Below are 20,868 nucleotides of genomic sequence, written 5' to 3'. Positions count from 1 at the left end.
CTCTGATCTGTGCCGTCCCGTTTGCACGAGGGTGGTGTAAGCAGCCATGAGCCACACTCCCTTGCACGACGTCTTCACCCGCCTGGCATCCCGCCTCGATGCGCAGGTGCTGGGCCAGCAGTCGCTCAACGAGCGCCTGCTGATCGCGCTACTGGCCGACGGCCACCTGCTGCTGGAAGGCGCGCCCGGCCTGGCCAAGACGCGCGCGATCAAGGCGCTGGCGACGCTGATCGAAGGCAGCTTCCACCGATTGCAGTTCACGCCCGACCTGCTGCCGGCCGACCTGACCGGCACCGAGGTATTCCGGCCGCAGGATGGCAGCTTCCATTTCGAGCGCGGGCCGCTGTTCCATGAATTCGTGCTGGCCGACGAGATCAACCGCGCGCCGGCCAAGGTGCAATCGGCGCTGCTGGAGGCAATGGCGGAGCGCCAGATCACGATCGGCCAGGCGAGCCACCCGTTGCCGCCGCTGTTCCTGGTGATGGCGACCCAGAACCCGATCGAACATGAAGGCACCTACGCGCTGCCGGAGGCGCAACTCGACCGCTTCCTGATGCATGTGCGCATCGGCTATCCCGATGCCGGCGTCGAACGCGACATCCTGGCACTGGCGCGCGCCGAGGCACGCACCGCACGCAATGTGCCGCCCGAGCCGGTTGCCACGCGCGAACAGATCCTGGCGGCGCGCAACGCCGTGCTCGACCTGCATCTCGCGCCCGAGCTGGAAGACTATATCGTGCGGCTGGTCGGCGCCACGCGACAGCCGGAGCAGGCCGATGCCGCGCTGGCCGGACTGGTGCGTTTCGGAGCCAGCCCGCGCGGCAGCATCTCGCTCGAACGCTGTGCACGCGCGCGGGCATGGCTGGCCGGGCGCGACTACGTGTCGCCGGCGGATATCCAGGCGCTCGCGCCGGATGTGCTGCGGCATCGCGTGCTGCTGGACTACGAAGCGCTGGCGCTGGGCATGAGTGCCGACACGTTCATTGAAAAACTGCTGCGTCAGGTTCCGGTGCCATGACGCCGGACGCCGTGTATCCGGAATACGCCCCGGCCGGCACGGCCGCATCGCTGCACGAACTGATCGCGCTGCGCGAACGCGTCGCCGGTGGTGCCTGTCCCGCGCGCCTGTCGCCGGCGCCAGGCGCGCATGCGTCTAGCCGCCTCGGCCGCGGCATGGAATTCGCCGAAGTACGTCCCTACCAGGCGGGCGACGACGTGCGCAGCATCGACTGGCGCCAGACCGCGCGCCGCGGCCGGCCATATACCAAGTTGTTCCAGGAAGAGCGCGGACGAGCGCTGCGCATCCTGGTCGATCTCGGCCCGAGCATGCGCTTCGGCACGCGCGTCGCCTTCAAGTCGGTGATCGCCGCGCGCGCCGCGGCCCTGCTGGCATGGATGGCGCACGCAGGCGGCGACCGCGTCGGCGGCGTGGTGTGGAACGGCGATGCACGGCGGGAAATGCACGCGCATGCGGACCGGCATGGCACGCTCGAACTGCTGCGTTGCATCGCACAAGCCTCGGCCGAGGCGCCGGCGGACGGCGAGTCGCACATGACGGCGCCGTTGCGCTCGCTTGCGCGCATGCTGCAGCCCGGCAGCCTGGCTGTGCTGGTCAGCGACTTCACGGCACTCGACGACGCTGCCGCGCACGAAATCTCCCTGCTCGCCCGGCGCGCCGAACTGGCGCTCGTGCAGGTGTACGACACGTTCGAAGCGGAGGCGCCGGCCGGGCGCTATCGCCTCACCGACGGCAAGCGCAGCGCAACGCTGGACCTGCGTACCGCCGAGGCGCGAGCCGCGCATGGCGCCGCCTTCGCGCGGCGCTGCAGTCATCTGCAGGCACTGGCAAGGCGCTGCCGCGCCACGCTGCTGCCGCTTGCCACCAACGATCCGCTGGAAGCCATGCTGCGGCAGGCATTTCCCGCCCTGCCCGGACCGCGCTCGACCGACTGCCAGCCATGAACGCAAATTCGCTCGACGCGCTGCGCGACATTCACCTGCCCGCGCCTCCCGCCCCGTGGCTGCTGCCTGACTGGCTGCCGGCCGCCGGAATGCTGGCGTTCTTTCTCGCGCTCTGGTACGCGCGGCGGCTGTGGCGCAGGAGGGCATTGCGCGCCGCGCTGCGCGCGCTTGACGAGCTGGTGGCAGCGCATGCACGCGAGCGCGACGCCGCACGTCTTGCAGGTGGCTTGTCGCGCCTGCTGCGGCGCCATGCGATGGCGCGCTATCCGCAGTCGGACGTTGCCGGACTGACCGGCAAGGATTGGCTGCGCTTTCTCGATGCGCATGGCGGCAACGGCGCGTTTTGCCATGGCGCCGGCGCCGCCCTCGAAGCATTCCCGTACCGGGCGGGCAGCGAAATGGACGCGGCGCAGGCAGCGGCCCTGATTGCGGCGGCACGCCACTGGCTGAAAGCGAATCCGCGATGAGCCTGGCCTGGCCCTGGATTTTCCTGGCGCTGCCGCTGCCGTGGCTGCTGCGCCGCCTGCTGCCTCCGCTGGATGCCGGCTTGGCGTTGCGTCTTCCGCGCCTGCCGGAGGTGCCGCCAGCAGGAACGGCGCGCGGCTCTTCGCCGTTGTGGATCTCGGCCCTCGCCTGGCTGTTGCTGCTGCTCGCCGCTGCTCGCCCGCAAGCGCCGGGCGAGCCGGTGATGCAAGCGGTGCACGGGCGCGAACTGATGCTCGCGCTGGACGTATCGGCCAGCATGGCCACGCGCGACCTGCTGCTCGACGGTCAAGCCGCCGGGCGCCTGCAGGCGGCGCGCCGCTTTGCCGGCGATTTCATCCGGCGCCGCGAAGGCGACCGCATCGGGCTGGTGGTGTTCGGCACGCAAGCCTACCTGCATACGCCGCTGACGTTCGACCTGCAGGCGGTGCGCTCCGCGCTGGATGGCGCGGAAACCGGACTCGCAGGCCGGGAAACGGCGCTGGGCGACGCGATCGCCCTCGCGACCAAGCGCCTGCGGGCCGCGCGCGGCGAGGACCGCGTGCTGGCGCTTCTGACCGACGGCGCCAACACCGCCGGCACGCTGGCGCCGTTGCGGGCGGCGTGGCTGGCGCAGCGCGAAAACGTGCGCGTGCACGTGGTCGGCATCGGCCCTCCCGCCGGCCTGGACGAGGCAACGCTGCGCGGCATCGCCGACCAGACCGGCGGCATCTATCTGCGCGCCACCGACGGCGCCGCCATCGCCAGCTTTTTCCGCGAGATCGACCGGATCGAAGCGGTGAAGCTGGACCCGCTCGCGCTTACGCCGGTGCGCGAACTGTATCCGTGGCCGCTGTCTCTTGCCCTGGCGCTCGCCGCCTGGCTGGCGTTGCGCCGCGCGCGTGGAGCCGGCGCATGAGCGCCGCCCTGCCCGTGCTGCTGCGGCCCTGGTGGCTGCTCACATTGCTGCCGATCGCTTTTCTGATATGGCGGCTGCGGCGTGCATCCGCCGCCGGCGAGACGGCATGGCGCAAGGTGATCGACGCGCATCTGCTGCCGCATCTGCTGGTGCGCGGCGCGCCGCGCACACGCCGCTTCGGCCTGATCGCCGTGACGGCCGGTGCGCTGCTCGCGGTGCTGGCGCTGGCCGGCCCCGGGTTGTCCAGCCAACCGCAAGCGGCCTACCGCAGCGCGGCGCTGCGCGTGCTGGTGGTCGATCTGTCCGCCGACATGGCGCCGTACCTGGAACAGGTGAAGCCGAAGATCCTGCACCTGCTGCACGCGCTGCCCGATGGCCAGACCGCGCTGCTGGTCTATGCCGGCGAACCGTACCTGGTCGTGCCGCCCACCAGCGACGTCGAAACCATCGCGCTGTTTGTACCCGAGCTCGAAACAGGGATCGTGCCGGTTCCCGGCAACAGGCCGGACGAAGCGATGCGCATGGCCGCGATGGTGCTGGAGCGTAATTCACATCGTGCCGGAGGCGCGCTCGATATCGTTTGGATCAGCGCAGCAAGCGACGCCGCAAACCAATCCAAAATCGACGCCGCCGCGCCTGCGGGCGTGCGGCTGTCGCTACTTCTGGCCGCGCCGTCTGAGGCGCCCGGGACGAACGGCATGGCGCTGCGGCTGCACGGCGACAACCGGGACATCGATGCGCTGGTTGCCAGGCTGGCGGGCGAGCGCGGCTGGATGGAAGATCGGGACCGGGCGAATCGCGGCACGGCCGATGCCGGCTACTGGCTGGTGCTTGCGCTGTTGCCGCTAGCGGCATTGGCATTCCGACGCGGCGTGCTTGCGCTGGTGGCCGGGGCGGCGCTGCTGGGCGCCGGCATGCCGCAGCCTGCGCGAGCGAACGGTCCGGCTCCGATAGCCGATTACCATGCGTGGCAGCTGTTCCGGCGCGGCGAATTCGAGGCAGCGGCGGCACGCTTCTCCGATCCGCGCTGGCGCGCCGCCGCTTACTATCGCGCCGGCCGCTATGACGAAGCGGCGCGCCTGCTGGAAGGCGCGCGCGATCCCGATGCGTTATACAACCGAGGCAACGCGCTGGCCAGGCAGGGGCTGCTGGCGCAAGCGCTCGACTCTTATGAGGCGTCGCTGGCGCTGCGCCCGCGCGACCCGGACACCGTGCACAATCGCGATCTGGTGCGCGACCTGCTCAACCGGCATTCCGGTGGCGCACAAGGCAGCGGCCGGAGCGGCGACCGCACCGCGCCTCCCCCTCCGGCTTCAGGCAATGGAGAGCGCGAAGCTGGCGCACTCGCCGAACAATGGCTGCGCGGCGTGCCTGACGACCCGGGCAGCCTGTTGCGCCGCAAGCTGCTGAGCGAACACCGGCGTCGGCGTGCCGGCGAAGCGGAGCGCGCATGGTAAGCATACGCATGGCGCTCGCGCTGCTGATGGCAGCCGTGCTGCGAACGCCGCACGCGAGCGCGGAGCAGGAGCGCGATCTGATGCTCGAGGGGCAGCTGGAGCCGGCGCGCACCTATGTTCAGGCGCAGGCGATCTACCGGCTGCGCTTTTACCAGGCGGTCGACGCGCGTGAACTGAAAATCAGGGCGCCGGCGCCGCGACTGGCCGATTTCGAACCGATCGGCGACATCCGCGTCTATGAAGCACAGCGCGGCGGGCGGCGCTATCGCGTGCATGAACGCAGCTATGCGGTCTTCCCTTTCACCAGCGGCGCGCTTGAACTGGGCGGCGCTTATGCCAGCGTGCGGCTGACTCACGCAGGCGACAAGGGCGACGGGCGACGAACGATACGTATCGACGCGGCGCCGCAAACGCTGATTGTGCTGCCTGCGGCCGATGCGGCCGGTGCCTGGCTGCCGGCGAGATCGGTGGCGATAAGCGAGACCTGGGCGCAAGCGCCGGACGAGGCGCGCGCTGGGCATGCTCAACGACGCACCATTCGCATCGAAGCGTCCGGTGTGCGGGCCGAGCAGATTCCCGAATTGCGCATTGCCGCCGACGGCATGACGGTTCATGCCGGCCCGGCGCGGCTGGAGAACAGGTTCGAAGGAGAGCTGCATGTCGGCGTGCGCGAGCAAACCTTCAGCATGGTGCCGCTGCGCGCCGGCGACATCGTGGTTCCGGCGCTGCAACTGCGCTGGTGGAATACCGGCACCGCAAGTCCCGCCGCCACCATACTTGCGGCGCGCACCCTGCACGTGAGCGGCGACGCCGAGACGCCTACGGCATCGCGACACAAACCGCCCGCGCCGGGAAGGACGGGCGCGATATCGGCGGCAGCGATCGCCGCCACCCTGCTCGTTATGCTCGTTATTTACGGATGCCGCAGACGGCTCGCATCGGCATGGCGCTGGCGCCGGCTGTGCCGCAAAGGCGACCTGCGGGAGATGCGTGACGAACTGCTGATACTGGCGTCGGAGGCATGGCCGCAAGCGCCGCGTACGCTGCCGGCGCTGGCAGCCCGGCTGGGCGATCCTGCTGCACGACGAGACCTCATCGAGATGGACCGCGCGCTGTACGGCGCCGCAGCTTGCTGCGACGTGCGCCTACAGGTGGAAGCGGCGCGCCGGGTGCGGCGCGCCATCGGGCGCCAACGGCGCATCGAAAAGTAAGAAAGCCGGGCCAGACTGGCCCGGCGATCCATCAGAAGCCGTGGCGGATGCCCAGGCCGAAGCTGTTGCCGGCGTCGAAGCCGGTGAGCCTGTCGTTCATCAGCATCGCGTACACGTCGGTGCGCTTGGACAGCGCGTAGTCGTAGCCCACGGTGGTGGTCTGGCGCTTGACGTCGGCGCCGCCGGCGCTGCGCTTGGTCTGCGCGTAGCCAGCCAGGATCTTGCCCGCGCCGACCGGCACCGACAGGCCCAGGGACGCGGTCTTGTCCTCGAGTGCGATGTCATGCGTGGTCTTGTCGTAGGTCGCGTACAGCTTGGCCACGCCGAAATCGTAGCCGCCGCCGACAAACCAAGCCTTCTGCTCACCGTAGCCGTTAGTGGTTTGCAGGTCAGGCGTATCCAGCGGATTGTTGACCTTGACCTTGTGATAGAACGCGGTCAGCGACAGCGGGCCGTTGAAATACAGGACGTTGGCGCCGACGTTGTTCTTGCCGTTGTTGCCCGCAGCCTCGCCGAACTGGTAATGCAGGTTGGCCGTCAGGCCACCGAAGGACGGCGTGGTGTACTTGATCTGGTTGCTCCAGCCGGTGTCGCCGGCGACGGAAGCGGCAAAACGCTTCGAAAAATCTGCGTTAAACAGCGGCACCTGGTGCTGCAGCACCAGCGGCGAGAAGTTGAACGAATCGCCGAACGGGTTGAACAGGATCATCGGCAGGAAGTTGGGTGCCAGTCCGCGTCCCAGCGAGACTTCACCGAAGCTGCCGGCCAGGCCGACGTTGGCGTCGCGCGAGAACAGCGTATCGCCGGGGAAGCGTCCCTGCGTGCCGGAATCGGCCTGGAAGAAGCTGGTCAGCTGGAAGTTGGCCTTCAGCCCGCCGCCGAGGTCTTCCGTGCCCTTGAAGCCGAACCACGAGGTGGTCATGCCGCCGCTGTTGAGGACCGCCTTGCTCGACGCATCGCCGGCATAGCGCACCGATCCCGCGAACGCGTCTACCAGGCCGCTGACCGTCACCGAGGTTTGCGCCATCGCCGGCGCGGCCAGCGCGCCAGTTACGGCGGCGGCCAGGGCCAGTTGCTTGAATTTGGTATTTTTGGATTGCATGAGTTCTCCCTAAGTAAACGGGTGGCATTGTGGCCCGATTACTTACGTTCATGCAATATTTTTCCCGCTACGTACGTGGTTTCTACGACACGGTCATCGCCAAGGATCGCCAGCGCAAACAGCAATTCCTCCAGGCTTTGCGCATGTTGCGTGCGGCGCGCCAGCAGCGGCGTGGCACGCGGATCGAGCACGATGAAATCCGCTTCCGCGCCCGGCGCGAAGCTGCCGATGGTTCCCTCCAGTCGCATGCCGCGCGCGCCGCCCAGCGTCGCGAGGTAGAACAGGCGCAGCGCGGACAGGTGCGCCCCCGTCATGCGCGCCACCTTGTACATCTCGTTCATCGTCTCGAGCATCGAGAACGATGTGCCGCCGCCGACGTCGGTCGCCAGCGTGAGCGCCATGCCGGCACGGTCGGCGCTGCGCACGTCGAACAGGCCGCTGCCGAGGAACAGGTTGGACGTCGGGCACAGCGCGGCAGCCGCGCCGGTGGCGGCCAGGCGGGCGCGGTCGGCGTCGTCCAGCCAGATGCAGTGCGCATACATGGCGCGCGGGCGCAGCAGGCCGTAGCGCTCGTAGACGTCGAGATAACTGCGTGCTTCCGGATAGAGCGACCTGATCCAGGCGATCTCGTCGGTGTTCTCGGCCACGTGGGTCTGCACGAAGGTGTCGGGATAGGCGCACGCCAGATCGCCGGCCAGCTGCAGCTGCGCCGGCGTCGAGGTCGCGGCAAAGCGCGGCGTGATGGCAACCATCTGCCGGCCGCGCTTGTGCCATTTGCGGATCAGCGCCTCGCTCTCGCGCGCGCCCTGCTCCGCGCTCTCGCGCAGGAAATCCGGACAGTGCCGGTCCATCAGCACCTTGCCGGCGACCATGCGCGTGCCGCGCGCCTCGCTTTCGAGGAAGAAGGCCTCGGCCGACTCCGGGTGCACGCTGCAGTACACCATCGCGGTCGTGGTGCCGCAGCGCAGCAGCTCGTCGAGAAAGAAGCGCGCGGCGTCATGCGCATGAGCGGGATCGGCAAAGCGCCGCTCGGCCGGAAAAGTCCAGGTATCCAGCCACGGCAACAAGCCCTCGGCCGGCGAGGCAATCATGTCGGTCTGCGGGTAATGGATGTGGGTATCGATGAAGCCCGGCGTGACGATGCGCCCGCGGCAGTCGACGATGGGCGTACCGGGTTCAAGCGCCGGGGAAAGCGCGGCATGGGCGCCTGCGGCGCGCACCTTGCCGTCGGCGACGACCAGCAAGCCATCCTCTTCCCAGCGGTGCGCGTTTTCCGAGACTGCCGGGTCGCCGCTGAAGTCGAGCAGGCCGCCGCGAATGGCGAAGGTGCCGGTTCCTTGTTCGATGCGCTGGCTCACGCATGCCTCCTGTGGATTGCCGCGCTCCCTGGCGGAGCGCCGGAACCGGCGATGATAGCGGATTGCGCGGGAGTCATGCAGTGGCGGCGCGGGAAGGACGACGAGCCGCCGGAATGGCTGACTTCACTGGCTTGGCGATAGCGGGGAATGGGGAGAAAAACCTTGCGTCGACCCGCGCGAGACCGCATCGCTCACGTCGCGGTTGAGCATGCCGTCGCCGCCGCTCGCGACCGAGCCGGACGTGCCGCTATCCCCGCTCGACTGTCCTGCCTCCTGCGCGGCGCAACCTGCCAGGAGCATGGCTGCCACCGCCAATACCGCCGATGTGCGCGTTTTCATCCTGAACCTCGCAAAAACATGGACCCGGCCGGCACCGGCTCAGGCGTCGAGCCTGAGCCGGATTTCCGGAATCCTGTCGTCGTAAAAGGCGAGCCTGTCCTTCAACTCGCGGTGTTCGTCGTACGGAGCTTCATAGGTCCAGACCGCATCCCCGAACCGGTCGTCGCCCAGCTGCACATCGTAGTAATGCGCGGCACCCTTGAACGGGCATTGCGTGACGGATGCCGAACGTTGCAGTGCATCGGCCTTCACATCCGAGCGCGGGAAGTAGAAGCGGGCCGGATGGTCGTCCTCGTCGACCCGGATAACGTCGCACGAGTCCGCGACGATGCTGCCGTTGATTTCCACCGTCACACGTTGCCCCAGATGCGACTCGCGGACCTTGTGCTCGGGCCATTGCTGGTGTCCTGGCGATTTGCTCATGCGGATCTCCTCCGGCAGCGCGAAGACCGAAAACGGGCATGCCGTGCTGTTTGGACCGGGATGGACGGCATTCGTTTATCGCGACCGCCCGGGCTGCGGGTGATGAAATCCGACAAGTCCGATTCCGATGCCCGACTGTCGCAAGCCGGCCAACAGCATTCGGCAAACTGTTGGCTTGCATCCGGCATTGCAGCGCCGCCGCCAGCATCATTCTTGCGCCGCACTGAGGCGAAAAACAAAAAATTCTCTTTATTTTTCAGATGCTTACAGCACCAAATATCACTCTCGCGGGCGGCTGGCACGCTCCCTGCTGTATGGCTGTCGTGTTCGATGAAACACTCACCAACCCGAAAATCCATCTCATCCAAGGAGCATTGACATGAAAACCCTGACCATCAAAGACCTGGCCCGCAGCGAAGAACTCGACCGCAGCAGCATGGCCGCCGTGCGCGGCGGATTGGGCACCGGCAAATATTCCGCCGCCTCGCCCTACATGCCATCGTTTTCCGCCCCGATGTTCAGCATCACCCAAAACGACTTCGACTTCAACGCATCGCAGTCGCTCGGCCAGAGCCAGAACACGCTCGTCAACAACGGCAACAACGTCGCGTTCGCGGACAACATCACCGCCAACGTGCACCCGACTCAAACCGGCAGCAACAACATCAACTTCGGCCACTGATCGACCAGTCACCACATTCAAGGAGAACACCATGTCCACCCTCAAGATTCACGACCTGTCCGGCAGCAAGGAACTCGACCGCAAGACGATGGCATCCGTGCGCGGCGGCTACGCGGGCAATTCCTGGCTGGCAGGCCTGGGCCCGGTCGCCAACGTCAATGTCGGCGTGACCCAGAACATCACGCAGCTGCAAAACATCGATGTCAACGCGCTCAACAACGTGGGCGTGATCGGCGCCGGCTTCGTCGCGCCCCGACTCGACATCAGCCCGACGCAGTTTGCCAATGCGAGCGCGCTGCTCTGAACAAGCGGTGCGGCAAAAAAAGACCTGCCGCGGCAGGTCTTTTCAATTTTCGGCGCCCCGCGGCAGCGATGCCCGGGGTTGTTTCTGTTATGCCACGGCAGCGCTCAAAAGCCGAACGAGCTTGCCAGGAGCACGGCGATAGCCGATACCGCCACGGCGGCTGCAGTGGCGCGAAACATAATGTCAGTCAGGTCACGAAACATGATCAAGTAAAAAAGAGGAGACGGCCGCTAAACGATAGCACCTAATTTCCATGGCTAAACATTGAAATGAGGGGCTTTTACAATCTGTTTCATGTCCGCGTATGCCGGCGGCAACAGTCGATCGCGTGCAGCCTCCAAATCAGGATCTGTCATGCGCACCGCAGCGTACGTAGCCGCGGAAGCGCCTCTCCAGCTGGCGGCCGAGATGGAACAGCGCCTGTTCGTTGCCGACCGAGGCCACCAGTTGCACCGACACCGGCATGCCATGCTCGTCCGTCCCGACCGGCACTACCAGCGCCGGCAAGCCGAACACGTTGACCAGCGCGACATAAGGCATGACGCGCAGGAACGTGCGGCGCACTGAAAATATTTCGCCGTACACGCCGCCATGCGGCAAGGCGGCGCTGTGATACACCGGCAACACAAGCACCCGGTTGTCCAGGTAGCGCGCCATCGCGGCGTCGGCCTGTTTGAGCTGATCCAGCAAGCCGGCCCACTTGCGGCGCGACGGCTGGAACAGCGACGCGCCGATCAGCGCCCAGCTCAGGTAGCGGTGATATGAGGAGCTATGCCGCGTCACTTCCTTCAGGTACTCGCGCCACGGGCGCGGCATCTGCCCGTCGAACGCGAGGCGGGCGATGCCGGCGCCGCCGTCCAACGACATGACAAGCTGCCACCATAACGCCACCTTCTCGAAATACGGCGGAAAATCCTGCGCGACTTGGCCCTGCCCGGCGAGGAAATCGCGCACGCCATCGAGCAGCTCGCTCGTCGAGGCATCCAGCGGGTAGCGCGGATGGGCCGGCGGCACGACCACCTCGAAGGCTTGCGCATCGAGCGGCTGCGGCGGGCAGTCGGCGACGATCGCATTGACCAGCTCGGCGTCGTCGACCGACTTCGCGAGGGCACCGATGCCGAGCATGCGTTCCTGCCACGGCTCCTCGGTAAACGGGAAATGCCCCTGCTGCGGCACTTGCCGGTCGCCGCTGCGAAAGCCGATGACGCCGTTGAAATGCGCCGGAAAGCGGATCGATCCGCCGATGTCCGAGCCCAGCCCGACGGCCGCGCCGCCGATGGCGATCAGGGCCGCCTCGCCGCCGCTCGACCCACCCGTGGTGCGCGCGGTGTCCCATGGATTATTGCTGCGCCCGTACAGCTTGTTGTCTGTTTCCTGGCAAAAGCACAGCGTCGGCGTATTGCTCTTGCCGAGGATGATGGCGCCTTCCCGCTTCAGCCTCGCGACCGCCTGCGCGTCGCTGGCGGCGCGATGGTTTTTCCGGTGCAGCAGCCCGCCGGTGGTTTTCATCCCCGCCACGTCGAATGCTTCCTTCATCGATACCGGCACCCCGAACAGGCGCCCCTCCGCCCGGCCCTCGGCGCGCAGCGCGTCGGCTTTCCGGGCCTCCTCGCGCGCGGCGTCGAAGCGGTCTTCCACCAGGCAGTTCAACGCGCGGTTGACATGGCGCAGATGATCGATGTAGGCCTCGACCGCGTCGGCCGAGGAAATGTCGCCGGCCTTGATCTTCGCCGCCAGCGCGGTTGCGTCCATGTCGAGAATGGCACGATGCATGTGGTCGTCTCCTGCAAGTTTGTTGTGTTTGTATTGCCAACATAACATTACTTCAGGTGAACGTGCTCCGACGAATGGCAAGGACCGTTCGCGGCCGGATCAGTCGAGGGTCTGCAGCGCCACACGCGCGGCGGCCAGGTCCCATGCCGCCTGCCCCACGGTCTTGAACACCGGGACGGGCGACGCATGTCCGAGCTGACCGGCCAGTACGGAAGCGATATCGCGCACGCGGCTCCAGTCAACATTGGCCTGGATCAGGTCACCCGCTTCGTGCCTGGCGCCGGCCAGGTCGTCGACCACGATTTGCCGCGCGTGCAGCAATGCCGGCGGAAACTCCACCATGTCGGGCTTGAAGGCGCCGACGCCGATGGCCAAGGTCTGCGGCGAAATCGAGGCCGGGATCACCGCCGTCTTCGAGGTGGTCAGCGCAATCACGACGTCGGTCTCGGGAACCTCGCGCTGCAGCGCGTCGGCCGCCAGCGGCTGGACCGCCAGCTGCGCGTGCCGCTCCCGCAGGCTACTGCAAAACGCGTCGACGCCGGCCGCATTGCGCGCCGCGATCCAGAACTGCGCGACGCCGAAATGCTCGACCAGCGCATCGGCATGCGCGGCGGCCTGCACGCCGGTACCGATGATGAGCGCGGAGCGCGGCTTTTTCGGCGCGAGCGTTTCGATGCCGAGCAAGGTCATGGCCGCGGTGCGGCGCGCCGTCACCGTCGGCCCGTCCAGCAAGGCCAGCCGGCGCCCGCTGGCCGTGTCGAACACGATCACTTCGCCCTGAATCGCGGGCAGGCCATGCGCCGCGTTGTTGGCATGCACGGTGATCAGCTTGGTGACGCCGATGTCGGCGCCGATGGCCGGCATGCCGAGCAAGACGCTGGCGGCGTCGATCGTCACCACCTGCCGCTCCGGCGCGCGGATGGCGCCGTCGGCCAGCTCGCGCGCGGCCTGCGCCAGCGCCGGAACGAGTTGGGAAAACGGCAGCGCGGCCGCCGTGCGGGCCTGGTCGAGAATGTGCATGGGATGTGTTCCAGGCTGAATTGTTATTTGACCGGAATGCGCAGGCTGGCCGGGACCGGCACCGCCGTCACGCTGTTCTTGGGGCTGCCCTCGATGACCCGGTCGGAGTACACCAGGTACACCAGCGCGTTGCGCTTGCTGTCGACCATGCGCACTACCTGCACATGCTTGAAGAGGATGGAGGCGCGCTCGGAAAACACTTCCTCCTGTTTCGGAATCGGGCCGTTGAAGCGGATTTCTCCGACCTGGCGGCAGGCGACCGAGGAATCCGACTTGTCCTCGGCGACGCCGAGCGCGCCCTTGATGCCGCCGGTTTTCGCGCGCGACAGGTAACAGGCCACGCCGCCGACCCTGGGGTCGTCAAACGCCTCGACCACGATCTTGTGATTCGGCCCGATAAACTTGAATACCGTGCTGACGTCCCCGATCTCTTCGGAAAACGCGGCAGGCGATGCGGCGAGGAGAAACGTGGCGGCAGCCCATGCTTTTGGCGACATCGGTTTCCTTTCCTGAAATTTCTTTCAGCGGCACACGTTCCGTGCGCCGCAGTCAAAAGGAATACTGTAGCACCAGTGAAGGCTAATGCGCCGTCACGTGCGCGCAGCGCTTGGCCACGATGCGTTCGATCTTCGAATGCAGCGTCTCCGCGTTGAACGGCTTGACGATATAGCCGTCCGCGCCGGCCCGCGCCGCCTCCAGGATCATGTCTTTGGTCGCATGCGCGGTCACCAGCAGCACCGGCAAGGACATGAGCGACATGTCGGACCGGATGCAGCGCAACAGCGCCATGCCGTCCATCACCGGCATGTTCCAGTCCGTGATTACGATGTCGACCGGCACGCCGTCTTCATGCGCCTTGTGAATCATCTGCAGCGCGTTTTTGCCGTCGGCCGCTTCGGACAGGCGCAAGGTGTCGAGCTGTTCCTTGATCAACCCCATCATGACGCGCCGCATGCTCGCGACATCGTCGACGATCAGGATGTGCAGACGGCGGGCTTGGGCGGGGCGCTCGGAGCGTTTAAGCAAGGCAACCTGACTGTTTTCTGCGTAAAGATTGGTTGGACACATTTTTTCACTATCCTTCTTGTAGCCTGTCCCGTGCAGCGCGCCGCGAGAAACGATCAAAGCCTGCTCAAGAGGCTTGAGATGAGCTTAGTGCGTCAGTTTCTGCAAAGCAATGATGCCAATCAACCAATTCGTATATCGCTTCGATCGACGCGAATGCCTGGCACAGCACGCCGCACTTGCCCCATAATCTCTGCCCCCATCTCGCCCCACGACCTGACCGACTCACGTAAGCCTCCTGCCATGATTCTTTCGCCAGACCAAAAGCGCGCCATCCTCCAGGACGTGGACACCTCCGATACGGCGCAGGTGTTCGACGCCGTCGCCGCCGCGCTCGCCCGATCGGCCGGCAGTGCGCCGCAGCCGGCCGCCTGGGCGCGCCCGGACGAACTCGACCGCTTGTCGGAACCCGGCGTCAATGGCCGCAGCTGTTACCTCAGCCGGGAGCAGCGGGAACGCTGCACGGTCCCGCTCTACCCCGCCGCGCCGGACAACCTCGCTCCGGCCAAGGAGCTGGTGCTCGCCGCCGTGCGCCAGGCGCTGGAACATACGCGCCAAGCAGCCGCCCAGCTGGAAGACATGCAATTCCGCAGCGGCATGGAAGCCGCCTGCGAGGAAATCGAAACGGCGCTGGCGCTGTCCGCCGCACACGCCGCGCAGCAGGACGCCCAGAGCTGAGGGCCTCGCCCGTTCGGTTTTCCGAACGTTACCGCACCCCTCTATCCGGAAATCCGTTCGGCGGCATCCGCCGCAAAAAATTTTCCCTTTTAAATCAGCACATTGGATTTGCTCGTCCGGCCCAATGCCATGGCATGAAGAATGCTCAAGAGCAAGGCTGCCGTTTGCGCATGTGAACAACGCACAAGCGCGCGTCATATTTCAATTTGATCATCACTACGCCCCGGAGGCGGGCAAAGGACTACTCGGATGAAAAGAATCAAACTTACTACCTGGATCGGTATAGCCATGGCCGCCGGCGTCATCGTCGGCTTCCTGTGCAACAAGATGGCGCCGGATGCCGCGGCAGCCAAGGAAATTGCCGGCTATTTCTCGATCTTCACCGATATCTTCCTGCGCCTGATCAAGATGATCATCGCACCGCTGATCCTTGCCACCCTGGTCGCTGGCCTCGCCGGCATGGGCGACGCCAAGGCCGTCGGCCGTATCGGCTTCAAGGCGCTGGGCTGGTTCTTCGGCGCGTCCATCTGCTCGCTGCTGATCGGTCTGGCGATGGCCAACCTGATGCGCCCGGGCGATTCCCTGGGCATGCCGCTGCCGGACGTGGGCGCAGCCACCAACCTGAAAACATCGGCGCTGAACCTGAAGGACTTCATCACCCACGTCTTCCCGAAGAGCATTTTCGAAGCGATGGGCAACAACGAAGTGCTGCAGATCCTCGTGTTCGCGCTGTTCTTCGGCCTGGCGCTGGGCAAGCTGCATAACAGCACTTCCAACAGCCTGGTGAAGTCCACGGAAGACCTGATGCACGTGATGCTGCAGGTGACCAACTACGTGATGCGTTTCGCACCCGTGGGCGTGTTCGCCGCCGTATCCTCCGTCATCACCACCCAGGGCCTCGGCGTGCTGCTGGTGTACGGCAAGTACATCGCCAGCTTCTTCCTGGCGCTGGGCGTGCTGTGGCTAGTGCTGATCGGCGCCGGCTACTTCGTGCTGGGCAAGGATGTGTTCCGCCTCATCAAGGCGATCCGCGGCCCGATGCTGATGGGCTTCTCGACCGCCTCCAGCGAATCGGCCTACCCGAAGCTGATGGAGCAACTGGAAAAGTTTGGCGTCAAGAACCGCATCGTCGGCTTCATCCTGCCGCTCGGTTACTCCTTCAACCTGGACGGCTCGATGATGAATACCGCCTTCGTCGCGCTGTTCATCTCCCAGGCCTATAACATTCCGATGACCGTGGGCCAGCAGATCACTATGCTGCTGGTGCTGATGGTGTCCTCCAAGGGCATCGCCGGCGTGCCGCGCGCGTCGCTGGTGGTAGTGGCCGCCGTGCTGCCGATGTTCGGCCTGCCGGAAGCCGGCCTCTTGCTGGTGATGGGCATCGACCACTTCCTCGACATGGGCCGCACCGCCACCAACGTGCTGGGCAACGCGATCGCCACCGCTGTCGTCGCCAAATGGGAAAACGCGATCGATCCGGTCGACGAAGAGGCGGTCGAATCCGACGATCTCATCCCGCTGGAGCAGGAAGTGAAGCTGCCCAAGGCAGCCTGACCAAGCGCATGCACAGAACCGCCATGATGTCCCTCTTGTTGAAATGCCTGCTGGGCGCCGTGGCGGTGCTCCTGATTGCGCTGCTGTCGAAAAGCAGGAATTACTACATCGCCGGCCTGGTGCCGCTGTTTCCCACCTTCGCCCTGATCGCGCACGCCATCGTCGGCGGCGAGCGCGGCGCAGCCGAGCTGCGCACCACGGCGCTGTTCGGCCTGTGCGCGCTGCTGCCCTACGCCATCTATCTCCTGGCGGTGTTCTGGCTCAGCGTGCGCTTCACGCTGGCGGCCACGCTGGCCAGCGCCACCGTGGCGTGGACCGTGGCGGCCGGCGCGCTGCTTCTGCTGTGGAGCCGATTTGTTCCTGCAGGGAACTAATCTACCGGTTACCATCTCTGCTCCGTTTCATTTCTGTGCATCATCCCGGCCCGCTATGCCGGGCGCATTGACAATCTCATATGGAATTCAATTGGCTTATCCTGGCTCCCGCAGCCTTCTTCGCCGGCATGGTCGATGCCGTCGTCGGCGGCGGCGGCCTGATCCAGATCCCGGTGCTGCTGTCGCAGTTTCCGCAATCGCCCATCCCTTCCCTGTTCGGCACCAACAAGGTGTCGAGCATCGCCGGCACCGGCTCCGCCCTGTGGCGCTTCGCCCGCACCGTCCAGATCCCGTGGGCCGTGGTGCTGCCGGCCACGTTCGCGGCGCTGATCGGCGCCTGGCTGGGCGCGGCGGTGGTGGCCTGGCTGCCGCGCGAAGCAATGCGCCCGCTGGTGCTGGTGATGATGCTGGCGGTGGCCATCTACACCTTCCGCCGCAAGGACCTGGGCCACGCCTCCACGCGCGAGCTGGTGCCGGCCGACCGCTGGCGCGGCGTCGCTCTCGGGCTGGCCATCGGCTTCTATGACGGCTTTTTCGGGCCCGGCACCGGCAGCTTCCTGATCTTCGCGTTCGTGCGCCTGTTCGGCATGGACTTCCTGCGCGCGTCGGCCAGCGCCAAGGTGATCAACGCCGCCACCAACGTCTCGGCCATTGCCTTTTTCGCCAGCCACGGCCCGCTGCTGTGGGGCGTGGGCCTGGTCATGGCGGCCTGCAACCTGATCGGCGCCCAGGTCGGCACCGTCGTCGCCCTGAAACGCGGCGCCGGCTTCGTGCGCCAGGCCTTCCTGGCGGTGGTGGCGATCCTGATCGTCAAGATGCTGTGGGATATGGTTCACCCGTGATGCGGCCGCATTCAGCCGGCGTTCAGTCCACATTCAGCCGATTGCGCCGGCGCACGGCATAATTCGGAAATCCGAACGAATCCATTTTCGATGCGTCCCCATCTGCCCCACCGGCTCCAATGGTCACGGCTGGCCCTGCTTGTCCTGGGCTTCGCGGCGCTCGTCGCCGCCGCCAGCCTGTTCGCGTTCCGCTACAGCCTCAACTTGGGCCTGGCCGACCTGCAGGCCACCGGCCGCCACCGCCTCGACCTGTACGCCGCCAGCCTGGAACGGGAAATCGACAAGTACGCCTATTTCCCCACCACGCTGGGACTGGAGCGCGACGTACTGCAGCTGCTCGCCGCGCCCGACGCGGACCCGGACCGCACCGAGCAGGTGAACCATTACCTGGAACAGCTCAACGAGCGCGCAGGCAGCCTGTCCACCTATATCCTCGACCGCAACGGCAAGGTGGCCGCCACCAGCAACTGGCGCCGTGCCGACAGCTTCCTCGGCGAAGACCTGTCCTTCCGCCCCTACTTCCGCCAGGCGATGGATAGCGGCAGCGGCCGCTTCTTCGGCATCGGCACCACGCGCGGCGAACCGGGCTACTACCTGTCCTCCGTGCTGACCGACAGCCGCGGCGTGCTGGGCGTGGCCGTGGTCAAGGTCGGCCTGAAGCAGCTGGAGAAATCCTGGGCCACGGTCGAAGCGCCGGCGCTGGTATCCGACGAAAACGGCGTCATCATCCTGGCCTCGGTGCCGAGCTGGAAATTCACCACCCTGCAACCGCTGGACGAAGCCACCCGCAGCGCCTTCGACCGCACCCAGCAATACAACCGGCGCGCGCTCAACCCGCTCGGCGTCAAGGAACTGGCGGAGCTGGCGCACGGCGCGCGCCTGGTGCGCCTGCCGAAGGCGGAGCCGGAAATGGTGTCGATGTTCCCGGTGGCCGGCACCTTCGTCGCCCAGACTCAGCCGCTGCCCGGCACCCCCTGGAACATCACCGTCTTTTCGCCGCAGGAGCAGGTGCGCGCCATCGCGTTCACCCGCGCGGCGGTGGCCGGCGCGGGAGCGGCCTTCCTGTTCATCCTGATCCTGCTGCTGAACCAGCGGCGGCGCCACCTGAAGGACAGGCTGGCCGACCAGGCAGCGCTGCAGCGGGCGCACGACGAACTGGAGCGCAAGGTTGCCGAACGCACCGCCGACCTGTCGACCACCAACAGCCGCCTGCAACAGGAAGTGGCGGAGCGCATCCAGGCCGAGCGCACCCTGCGTTCGGCCCAGAACGAGCTGGTCCAGGCCGGCAAGCTCGCCGTCATCGGCCAGCTCGCCGCCGGCGTCGCCCACGAGCTGAACCAGCCGCTGGCGGCGCTGCGCACCCTGTCGGGCAACACCAGCAAATTCCTCGCGCGCGGCAACCTCGATGTCGCCAGCAGCAACCTGCACCGCATCGGCGAACTGGTGGACCGCATGGGCCGCCTCACCTCGCAGCTGAAATCCTTCGCGCGCAAGTCGTCCGGCACGCCGCAGGCCGTGCCGCTGCGCCGCGCGGTGGAAAATTCCCTGTTCCTGCTGGAGCAGCGCTTCAAGCAGGCGCGCGCGGTGGCCTGCATCGACTTGGCCGACGAGGAGCTGCAGGCCTGGTGCGACGCCAACCGGCTGGAGCAGGTGCTGGTCAACCTGATCGGCAACGCGCTCGACGCGATGGAAGGCATCGCCGACCCGACGCTGGACATCCGCGCCGCGCGCGAAGGCGCACGCATACTGATCCAGGTGCGCGACCACGGCCCCGGACTGGACGAACAAGCATGCGCGCACCTGTTCGAACCGTTCTTCACCACCAAGGAAGCCGGCAGCGGCCTCGGGCTCGGCCTGGCCATCTCGGCCGGGATCGTGGCCGACTTCGGCGGCAGCCTAACCGGAGGCAACCACCCGGAAGGCGGCGCCGTCTTTACCCTGGAAATCCCCGCCGCCCCGGAGGGCAAGCAACATGACTGACCACCTGCAAGTGCTCGTCGTCGAAGACGATCCCGATGTCCGCCTCGGCTGCGAACAGGCGCTGCAACTGGAAGACATTCCGGTCGCCGGCGTGGACAGCGCGGAAAAGGCGCGCCGCAAACTTTCGCGCGATTTTCCCGGCGTGGTCGTGAGCGACATCCGCCTGCCCGGCATGGACGGCATGGAACTGCTCAAGGAAATCCAGACCATCGACCCGGACCTGCCGGTGGTGCTGATCACCGGCCACGGCGACGTCTCGCTGGCCGTGCAGGCCATGAAAAACGGCGCGCACGACTTCATCGAAAAGCCCTTCTCGCCCGACTACCTGGTGGAAGTGGTGCGCCGCGCCCTGGACAAGCGCCGCCTGACGCTCGAAGTGCGCCAGCTGCGCGCGCGCCTGGAAAGCCGCGACCAGCTCGAAGGCCGGCTGCTCGGCCGCTCCCCCGCCATGGTGCGGGTGCGCCAGTTGGTCTCCGAGCTGGCCAACAGCGCCGCCGACATCCTGATCGAAGGCGAAACCGGCACCGGCAAGGAAATGGCCGCGCGCTGCCTGCACGAATCCGGCCCCCGTCGCTCCGGCAACTTCGTCGCCATCAACTGCGGCGGCCTGCCGGAAACCCTGTTCGACAGCGAAATCTTCGGCCACGAAGCCGGCGCCTACACCGGCGCCGGAAAGCGCCGCATCGGCAAGATCGAACATGCCAGCGGCGGCACCCTGTTCCTCGACGAAATCGAATCGATGCCGCTGGCGATGCAGACCAAGCTCTTGCGCGTGCTGCAGGAGCGCAGCCTGGAACGGCTCGGCTCCAATACCCCGATCCCCGTCAACTGCCGCGTGGTCGCCGCCACCAAGTCGGACCTGAAGGCCTTGTCGGACCAGGGACGCTTCCGCGCCGACCTCTACTACCGGCTCAACGTCGCCACCCTGCCGCTGCCACCGCTGCGCGAGCGGCGCGAGGATATCCCGCTGCTGTTCGAGCATTTCCTGCTGCAGGGCGCGGCGCGCCACGAGCGCCTGGTGCCCGAGGCCGACGCGGCGCGCATGGGCCGCCTGATGGCCTACGACTGGCCCGGCAACGTGCGCGAACTGCGCAACGTAGCCGACCGCTGCGTGCTCGGCATCGAGAAGGGGTTCCCACCGTTCGCCGACGAAGCGCCCGCTGGCCCGCGCTCGCTGCCGGACACCGTGGCCGATTTCGAGCGGGCGCTCGTGGCCGACGCGCTCGCGCGCAACGGCGGCAGCCTCGCCCGCGCGGCCGAAGCCCTGGGCGTGGCCAAGACCACCCTGCACGACAAGATAAGGAAATACCGGCTGGGCGAACAAAATTGAGCGTCGCGCGCATTCTCTTTTGACGCCGCGCCA

The 20,868-nt window shown here is 66.6% G+C and carries 22 protein-coding genes; 14 read left to right on the top strand and 8 right to left on the bottom strand.

Annotation, left to right across the window (positions count from 1 at the left end; translation table 11 throughout):
• Positions 1 to 46 precede the first annotated feature (46 nt).
• From FAY22_RS03835 to FAY22_RS03810, 6 genes are read left to right on the top strand one after another with little or no spacing between them, the layout of a single operon-like run.
• The gene (locus FAY22_RS03835) at positions 47 to 1,018 is read left to right on the top strand and encodes a MoxR family ATPase (protein ID WP_146328989.1); all 972 of its coding nucleotides are present in this window, start codon (positions 47 to 49) and stop codon (positions 1,016 to 1,018) included.
• On the top strand, positions 1,015 to 1,962 hold the full coding sequence (locus FAY22_RS03830; RefSeq protein WP_146328988.1) for a DUF58 domain-containing protein: 948 nt from the start codon (positions 1,015 to 1,017) through the stop codon (positions 1,960 to 1,962). Before FAY22_RS03835 ends, FAY22_RS03830 begins: the two co-directional genes overlap by 4 nt.
• A complete protein-coding gene (locus tag FAY22_RS21920; RefSeq protein WP_168204758.1) occupies positions 1,959 to 2,429 on the top strand; it encodes a DUF4381 domain-containing protein in 471 nt (156 codons plus the stop codon). The genes FAY22_RS03830 and FAY22_RS21920 overlap by 4 nt, the downstream gene beginning before the upstream one ends.
• Positions 2,426 to 3,343, top strand: coding sequence for a VWA domain-containing protein (locus FAY22_RS03820; protein WP_146328987.1), 918 nt, complete (start codon positions 2,426 to 2,428; stop codon positions 3,341 to 3,343). Before FAY22_RS21920 ends, FAY22_RS03820 begins: the two co-directional genes overlap by 4 nt.
• Entirely contained in the window at positions 3,340 to 4,800 is a 1,461-nt protein-coding gene (locus FAY22_RS03815) for a tetratricopeptide repeat protein (protein ID WP_146328986.1), read from the top strand. Before FAY22_RS03820 ends, FAY22_RS03815 begins: the two co-directional genes overlap by 4 nt.
• Positions 4,794 to 6,011, top strand: coding sequence for a BatD family protein (locus FAY22_RS03810; RefSeq protein WP_146328985.1), 1,218 nt, complete (start codon positions 4,794 to 4,796; stop codon positions 6,009 to 6,011). The genes FAY22_RS03815 and FAY22_RS03810 overlap by 7 nt, the downstream gene beginning before the upstream one ends.
• Before the next feature lie 31 nt (positions 6,012 to 6,042).
• Here FAY22_RS03810 and FAY22_RS03805 read toward each other — a convergent pair whose 3' ends face one another.
• From FAY22_RS03805 to FAY22_RS03790, 4 genes are all read right to left on the bottom strand, one after another.
• Complete coding sequence (locus FAY22_RS03805) at positions 6,043 to 7,113, bottom strand: porin (protein WP_146328984.1); 1,071 nt, start codon at positions 7,111 to 7,113, stop codon at positions 6,043 to 6,045.
• A 38-nt stretch (positions 7,114 to 7,151) separates the two neighbouring features.
• Positions 7,152 to 8,471 carry a guanine deaminase gene (gene guaD / locus FAY22_RS03800; RefSeq protein ID WP_246860648.1) on the bottom strand — a complete coding sequence of 440 codons (1,320 nt, stop codon included), beginning with the start codon at positions 8,469 to 8,471 and terminating at the stop codon, positions 7,152 to 7,154.
• Between the two features lie 123 nt (positions 8,472 to 8,594).
• Entirely contained in the window at positions 8,595 to 8,810 is a 216-nt protein-coding gene (locus FAY22_RS03795) for a hypothetical protein (protein WP_146328983.1), read from the bottom strand.
• A 39-nt stretch (positions 8,811 to 8,849) separates the two neighbouring features.
• Positions 8,850 to 9,233, bottom strand: coding sequence for a DUF427 domain-containing protein (locus FAY22_RS03790; RefSeq protein ID WP_146328982.1), 384 nt, complete (start codon positions 9,231 to 9,233; stop codon positions 8,850 to 8,852).
• A gap of 379 nt (positions 9,234 to 9,612) precedes the next feature.
• Between FAY22_RS03790 and FAY22_RS03785 the strand changes: the two genes are divergently transcribed.
• Together FAY22_RS03785 and FAY22_RS03780 are read left to right on the top strand one after the other, a co-directional pair.
• Positions 9,613 to 9,915, top strand: a complete 303-nt coding sequence (locus tag FAY22_RS03785; RefSeq protein WP_146328981.1) for a hypothetical protein — start codon at positions 9,613 to 9,615, stop codon at positions 9,913 to 9,915.
• A 31-nt stretch (positions 9,916 to 9,946) separates the two neighbouring features.
• A complete protein-coding gene (locus FAY22_RS03780) occupies positions 9,947 to 10,219 on the top strand; it encodes a hypothetical protein (RefSeq protein WP_146328980.1) in 273 nt (90 codons plus the stop codon).
• A gap of 342 nt (positions 10,220 to 10,561) precedes the next feature.
• On the opposite strand, the gene FAY22_RS03775 is transcribed toward FAY22_RS03780, so the two are convergent.
• The 4 genes from FAY22_RS03775 to FAY22_RS03760 all read right to left on the bottom strand — a co-directional run bounded on the left by FAY22_RS03775 (position 10,562) and on the right by FAY22_RS03760 (position 14,038).
• The gene (locus tag FAY22_RS03775) at positions 10,562 to 11,992 is read right to left on the bottom strand and encodes an amidase (protein ID WP_210411890.1); all 1,431 of its coding nucleotides are present in this window, start codon (positions 11,990 to 11,992) and stop codon (positions 10,562 to 10,564) included.
• 99 nt (positions 11,993 to 12,091) lie between these two features.
• Positions 12,092 to 13,012: a delta(1)-pyrroline-2-carboxylate reductase family protein gene (locus FAY22_RS03770; RefSeq protein ID WP_146328979.1), complete on the bottom strand. Its 921-nt coding sequence runs from the start codon at positions 13,010 to 13,012 to the stop codon at positions 12,092 to 12,094.
• A 23-nt stretch (positions 13,013 to 13,035) separates the two neighbouring features.
• On the bottom strand, positions 13,036 to 13,509 hold the full coding sequence (locus FAY22_RS03765) for a CreA family protein (protein ID WP_146328978.1): 474 nt from the start codon (positions 13,507 to 13,509) through the stop codon (positions 13,036 to 13,038).
• 82 nt (positions 13,510 to 13,591) lie between these two features.
• Positions 13,592 to 14,038: a response regulator gene (locus FAY22_RS03760; RefSeq protein WP_371417349.1), complete on the bottom strand. Its 447-nt coding sequence runs from the start codon at positions 14,036 to 14,038 to the stop codon at positions 13,592 to 13,594.
• Positions 14,039 to 14,320: 282 nt separating this feature from the next.
• Here FAY22_RS03760 and FAY22_RS03755 point away from each other — a divergent pair, with 282 nt between their 5' ends.
• The 6 genes from FAY22_RS03755 to FAY22_RS03730 all read left to right on the top strand — a co-directional run bounded on the left by FAY22_RS03755 (position 14,321) and on the right by FAY22_RS03730 (position 20,835).
• Positions 14,321 to 14,755 (top strand): hypothetical protein, encoded by a 435-nt coding sequence (locus tag FAY22_RS03755; RefSeq protein ID WP_146328976.1) that lies wholly within the window; start codon positions 14,321 to 14,323, stop codon positions 14,753 to 14,755.
• A gap of 249 nt (positions 14,756 to 15,004) precedes the next feature.
• On the top strand, positions 15,005 to 16,309 hold the full coding sequence (locus FAY22_RS03750; protein WP_146328975.1) for a dicarboxylate/amino acid:cation symporter: 1,305 nt from the start codon (positions 15,005 to 15,007) through the stop codon (positions 16,307 to 16,309).
• A gap of 23 nt (positions 16,310 to 16,332) precedes the next feature.
• Positions 16,333 to 16,683: a GlpM family protein gene (locus FAY22_RS03745; protein ID WP_146328974.1), complete on the top strand. Its 351-nt coding sequence runs from the start codon at positions 16,333 to 16,335 to the stop codon at positions 16,681 to 16,683.
• An 80-nt stretch (positions 16,684 to 16,763) separates the two neighbouring features.
• On the top strand, positions 16,764 to 17,525 hold the full coding sequence (locus FAY22_RS03740; RefSeq protein ID WP_146328973.1) for a TSUP family transporter: 762 nt from the start codon (positions 16,764 to 16,766) through the stop codon (positions 17,523 to 17,525).
• 90 nt (positions 17,526 to 17,615) lie between these two features.
• Positions 17,616 to 19,505 (top strand): ATP-binding protein, encoded by a 1,890-nt coding sequence (locus tag FAY22_RS03735; RefSeq protein ID WP_146328972.1) that lies wholly within the window; start codon positions 17,616 to 17,618, stop codon positions 19,503 to 19,505.
• Positions 19,498 to 20,835 carry a sigma-54 dependent transcriptional regulator gene (locus tag FAY22_RS03730; RefSeq protein WP_146328971.1) on the top strand — a complete coding sequence of 446 codons (1,338 nt, stop codon included), beginning with the start codon at positions 19,498 to 19,500 and terminating at the stop codon, positions 20,833 to 20,835. Before FAY22_RS03735 ends, FAY22_RS03730 begins: the two co-directional genes overlap by 8 nt.
• Positions 20,836 to 20,868 lie beyond the last annotated feature (33 nt).

The sequence above is a fragment of the Noviherbaspirillum sp. UKPF54 genome, from assembly GCF_007874125.1.
Taxonomy (GTDB): Bacteria; Pseudomonadota; Gammaproteobacteria; order Burkholderiales; family Burkholderiaceae_D; genus Noviherbaspirillum.
Note: the sequence above shows the minus strand (reverse complement) of the source record. Positions and strands in the feature narration are given on the sequence as shown.

Bases quoted from the DNA above. Each gene is read 5' to 3' on its own strand.
- FAY22_RS03790 (WP_146328982.1), bottom strand. From the start codon at position 9,233: ATGAGCAAATCGCCAGGACACCAGCAATGGCCCGAGCACAAGGTCCGC.
- FAY22_RS21920 (WP_168204758.1), top strand. From the start codon at position 1,959: ATGAACGCAAATTCGCTCGACGCGCTGCGCGACATTCACCTGCCCGCG.
- FAY22_RS03750 (WP_146328975.1), top strand. From the start codon at position 15,005: ATGAAAAGAATCAAACTTACTACCTGGATCGGTATAGCCATGGCCGCC.
- FAY22_RS03755 (WP_146328976.1), top strand. From the start codon at position 14,321: ATGATTCTTTCGCCAGACCAAAAGCGCGCCATCCTCCAGGACGTGGAC.
- FAY22_RS03795 (WP_146328983.1), bottom strand. From the start codon at position 8,810: ATGAAAACGCGCACATCGGCGGTATTGGCGGTGGCAGCCATGCTCCTG.
- FAY22_RS03805 (WP_146328984.1), bottom strand. From the start codon at position 7,113: ATGCAATCCAAAAATACCAAATTCAAGCAACTGGCCCTGGCCGCCGCC.
- FAY22_RS03745 (WP_146328974.1), top strand. From the start codon at position 16,333: ATGATGTCCCTCTTGTTGAAATGCCTGCTGGGCGCCGTGGCGGTGCTC.
- FAY22_RS03775 (WP_210411890.1), bottom strand. From the start codon at position 11,992: ATGCATCGTGCCATTCTCGACATGGACGCAACCGCGCTGGCGGCGAAG.
- FAY22_RS03740 (WP_146328973.1), top strand. From the start codon at position 16,764: ATGGAATTCAATTGGCTTATCCTGGCTCCCGCAGCCTTCTTCGCCGGC.
- FAY22_RS03810 (WP_146328985.1), top strand. From the start codon at position 4,794: ATGGTAAGCATACGCATGGCGCTCGCGCTGCTGATGGCAGCCGTGCTG.
- FAY22_RS03765 (WP_146328978.1), bottom strand. From the start codon at position 13,509: ATGTCGCCAAAAGCATGGGCTGCCGCCACGTTTCTCCTCGCCGCATCG.
- FAY22_RS03730 (WP_146328971.1), top strand. From the start codon at position 19,498: ATGACTGACCACCTGCAAGTGCTCGTCGTCGAAGACGATCCCGATGTC.
- FAY22_RS03830 (WP_146328988.1), top strand. From the start codon at position 1,015: ATGACGCCGGACGCCGTGTATCCGGAATACGCCCCGGCCGGCACGGCC.
- FAY22_RS03780 (WP_146328980.1), top strand. From the start codon at position 9,947: ATGTCCACCCTCAAGATTCACGACCTGTCCGGCAGCAAGGAACTCGAC.
- FAY22_RS03815 (WP_146328986.1), top strand. From the start codon at position 3,340: ATGAGCGCCGCCCTGCCCGTGCTGCTGCGGCCCTGGTGGCTGCTCACA.
- FAY22_RS03735 (WP_146328972.1), top strand. From the start codon at position 17,616: ATGCGTCCCCATCTGCCCCACCGGCTCCAATGGTCACGGCTGGCCCTG.
- FAY22_RS03835 (WP_146328989.1), top strand. From the start codon at position 47: ATGAGCCACACTCCCTTGCACGACGTCTTCACCCGCCTGGCATCCCGC.
- FAY22_RS03770 (WP_146328979.1), bottom strand. From the start codon at position 13,012: ATGCACATTCTCGACCAGGCCCGCACGGCGGCCGCGCTGCCGTTTTCC.
- FAY22_RS03820 (WP_146328987.1), top strand. From the start codon at position 2,426: ATGAGCCTGGCCTGGCCCTGGATTTTCCTGGCGCTGCCGCTGCCGTGG.
- FAY22_RS03785 (WP_146328981.1), top strand. From the start codon at position 9,613: ATGAAAACCCTGACCATCAAAGACCTGGCCCGCAGCGAAGAACTCGAC.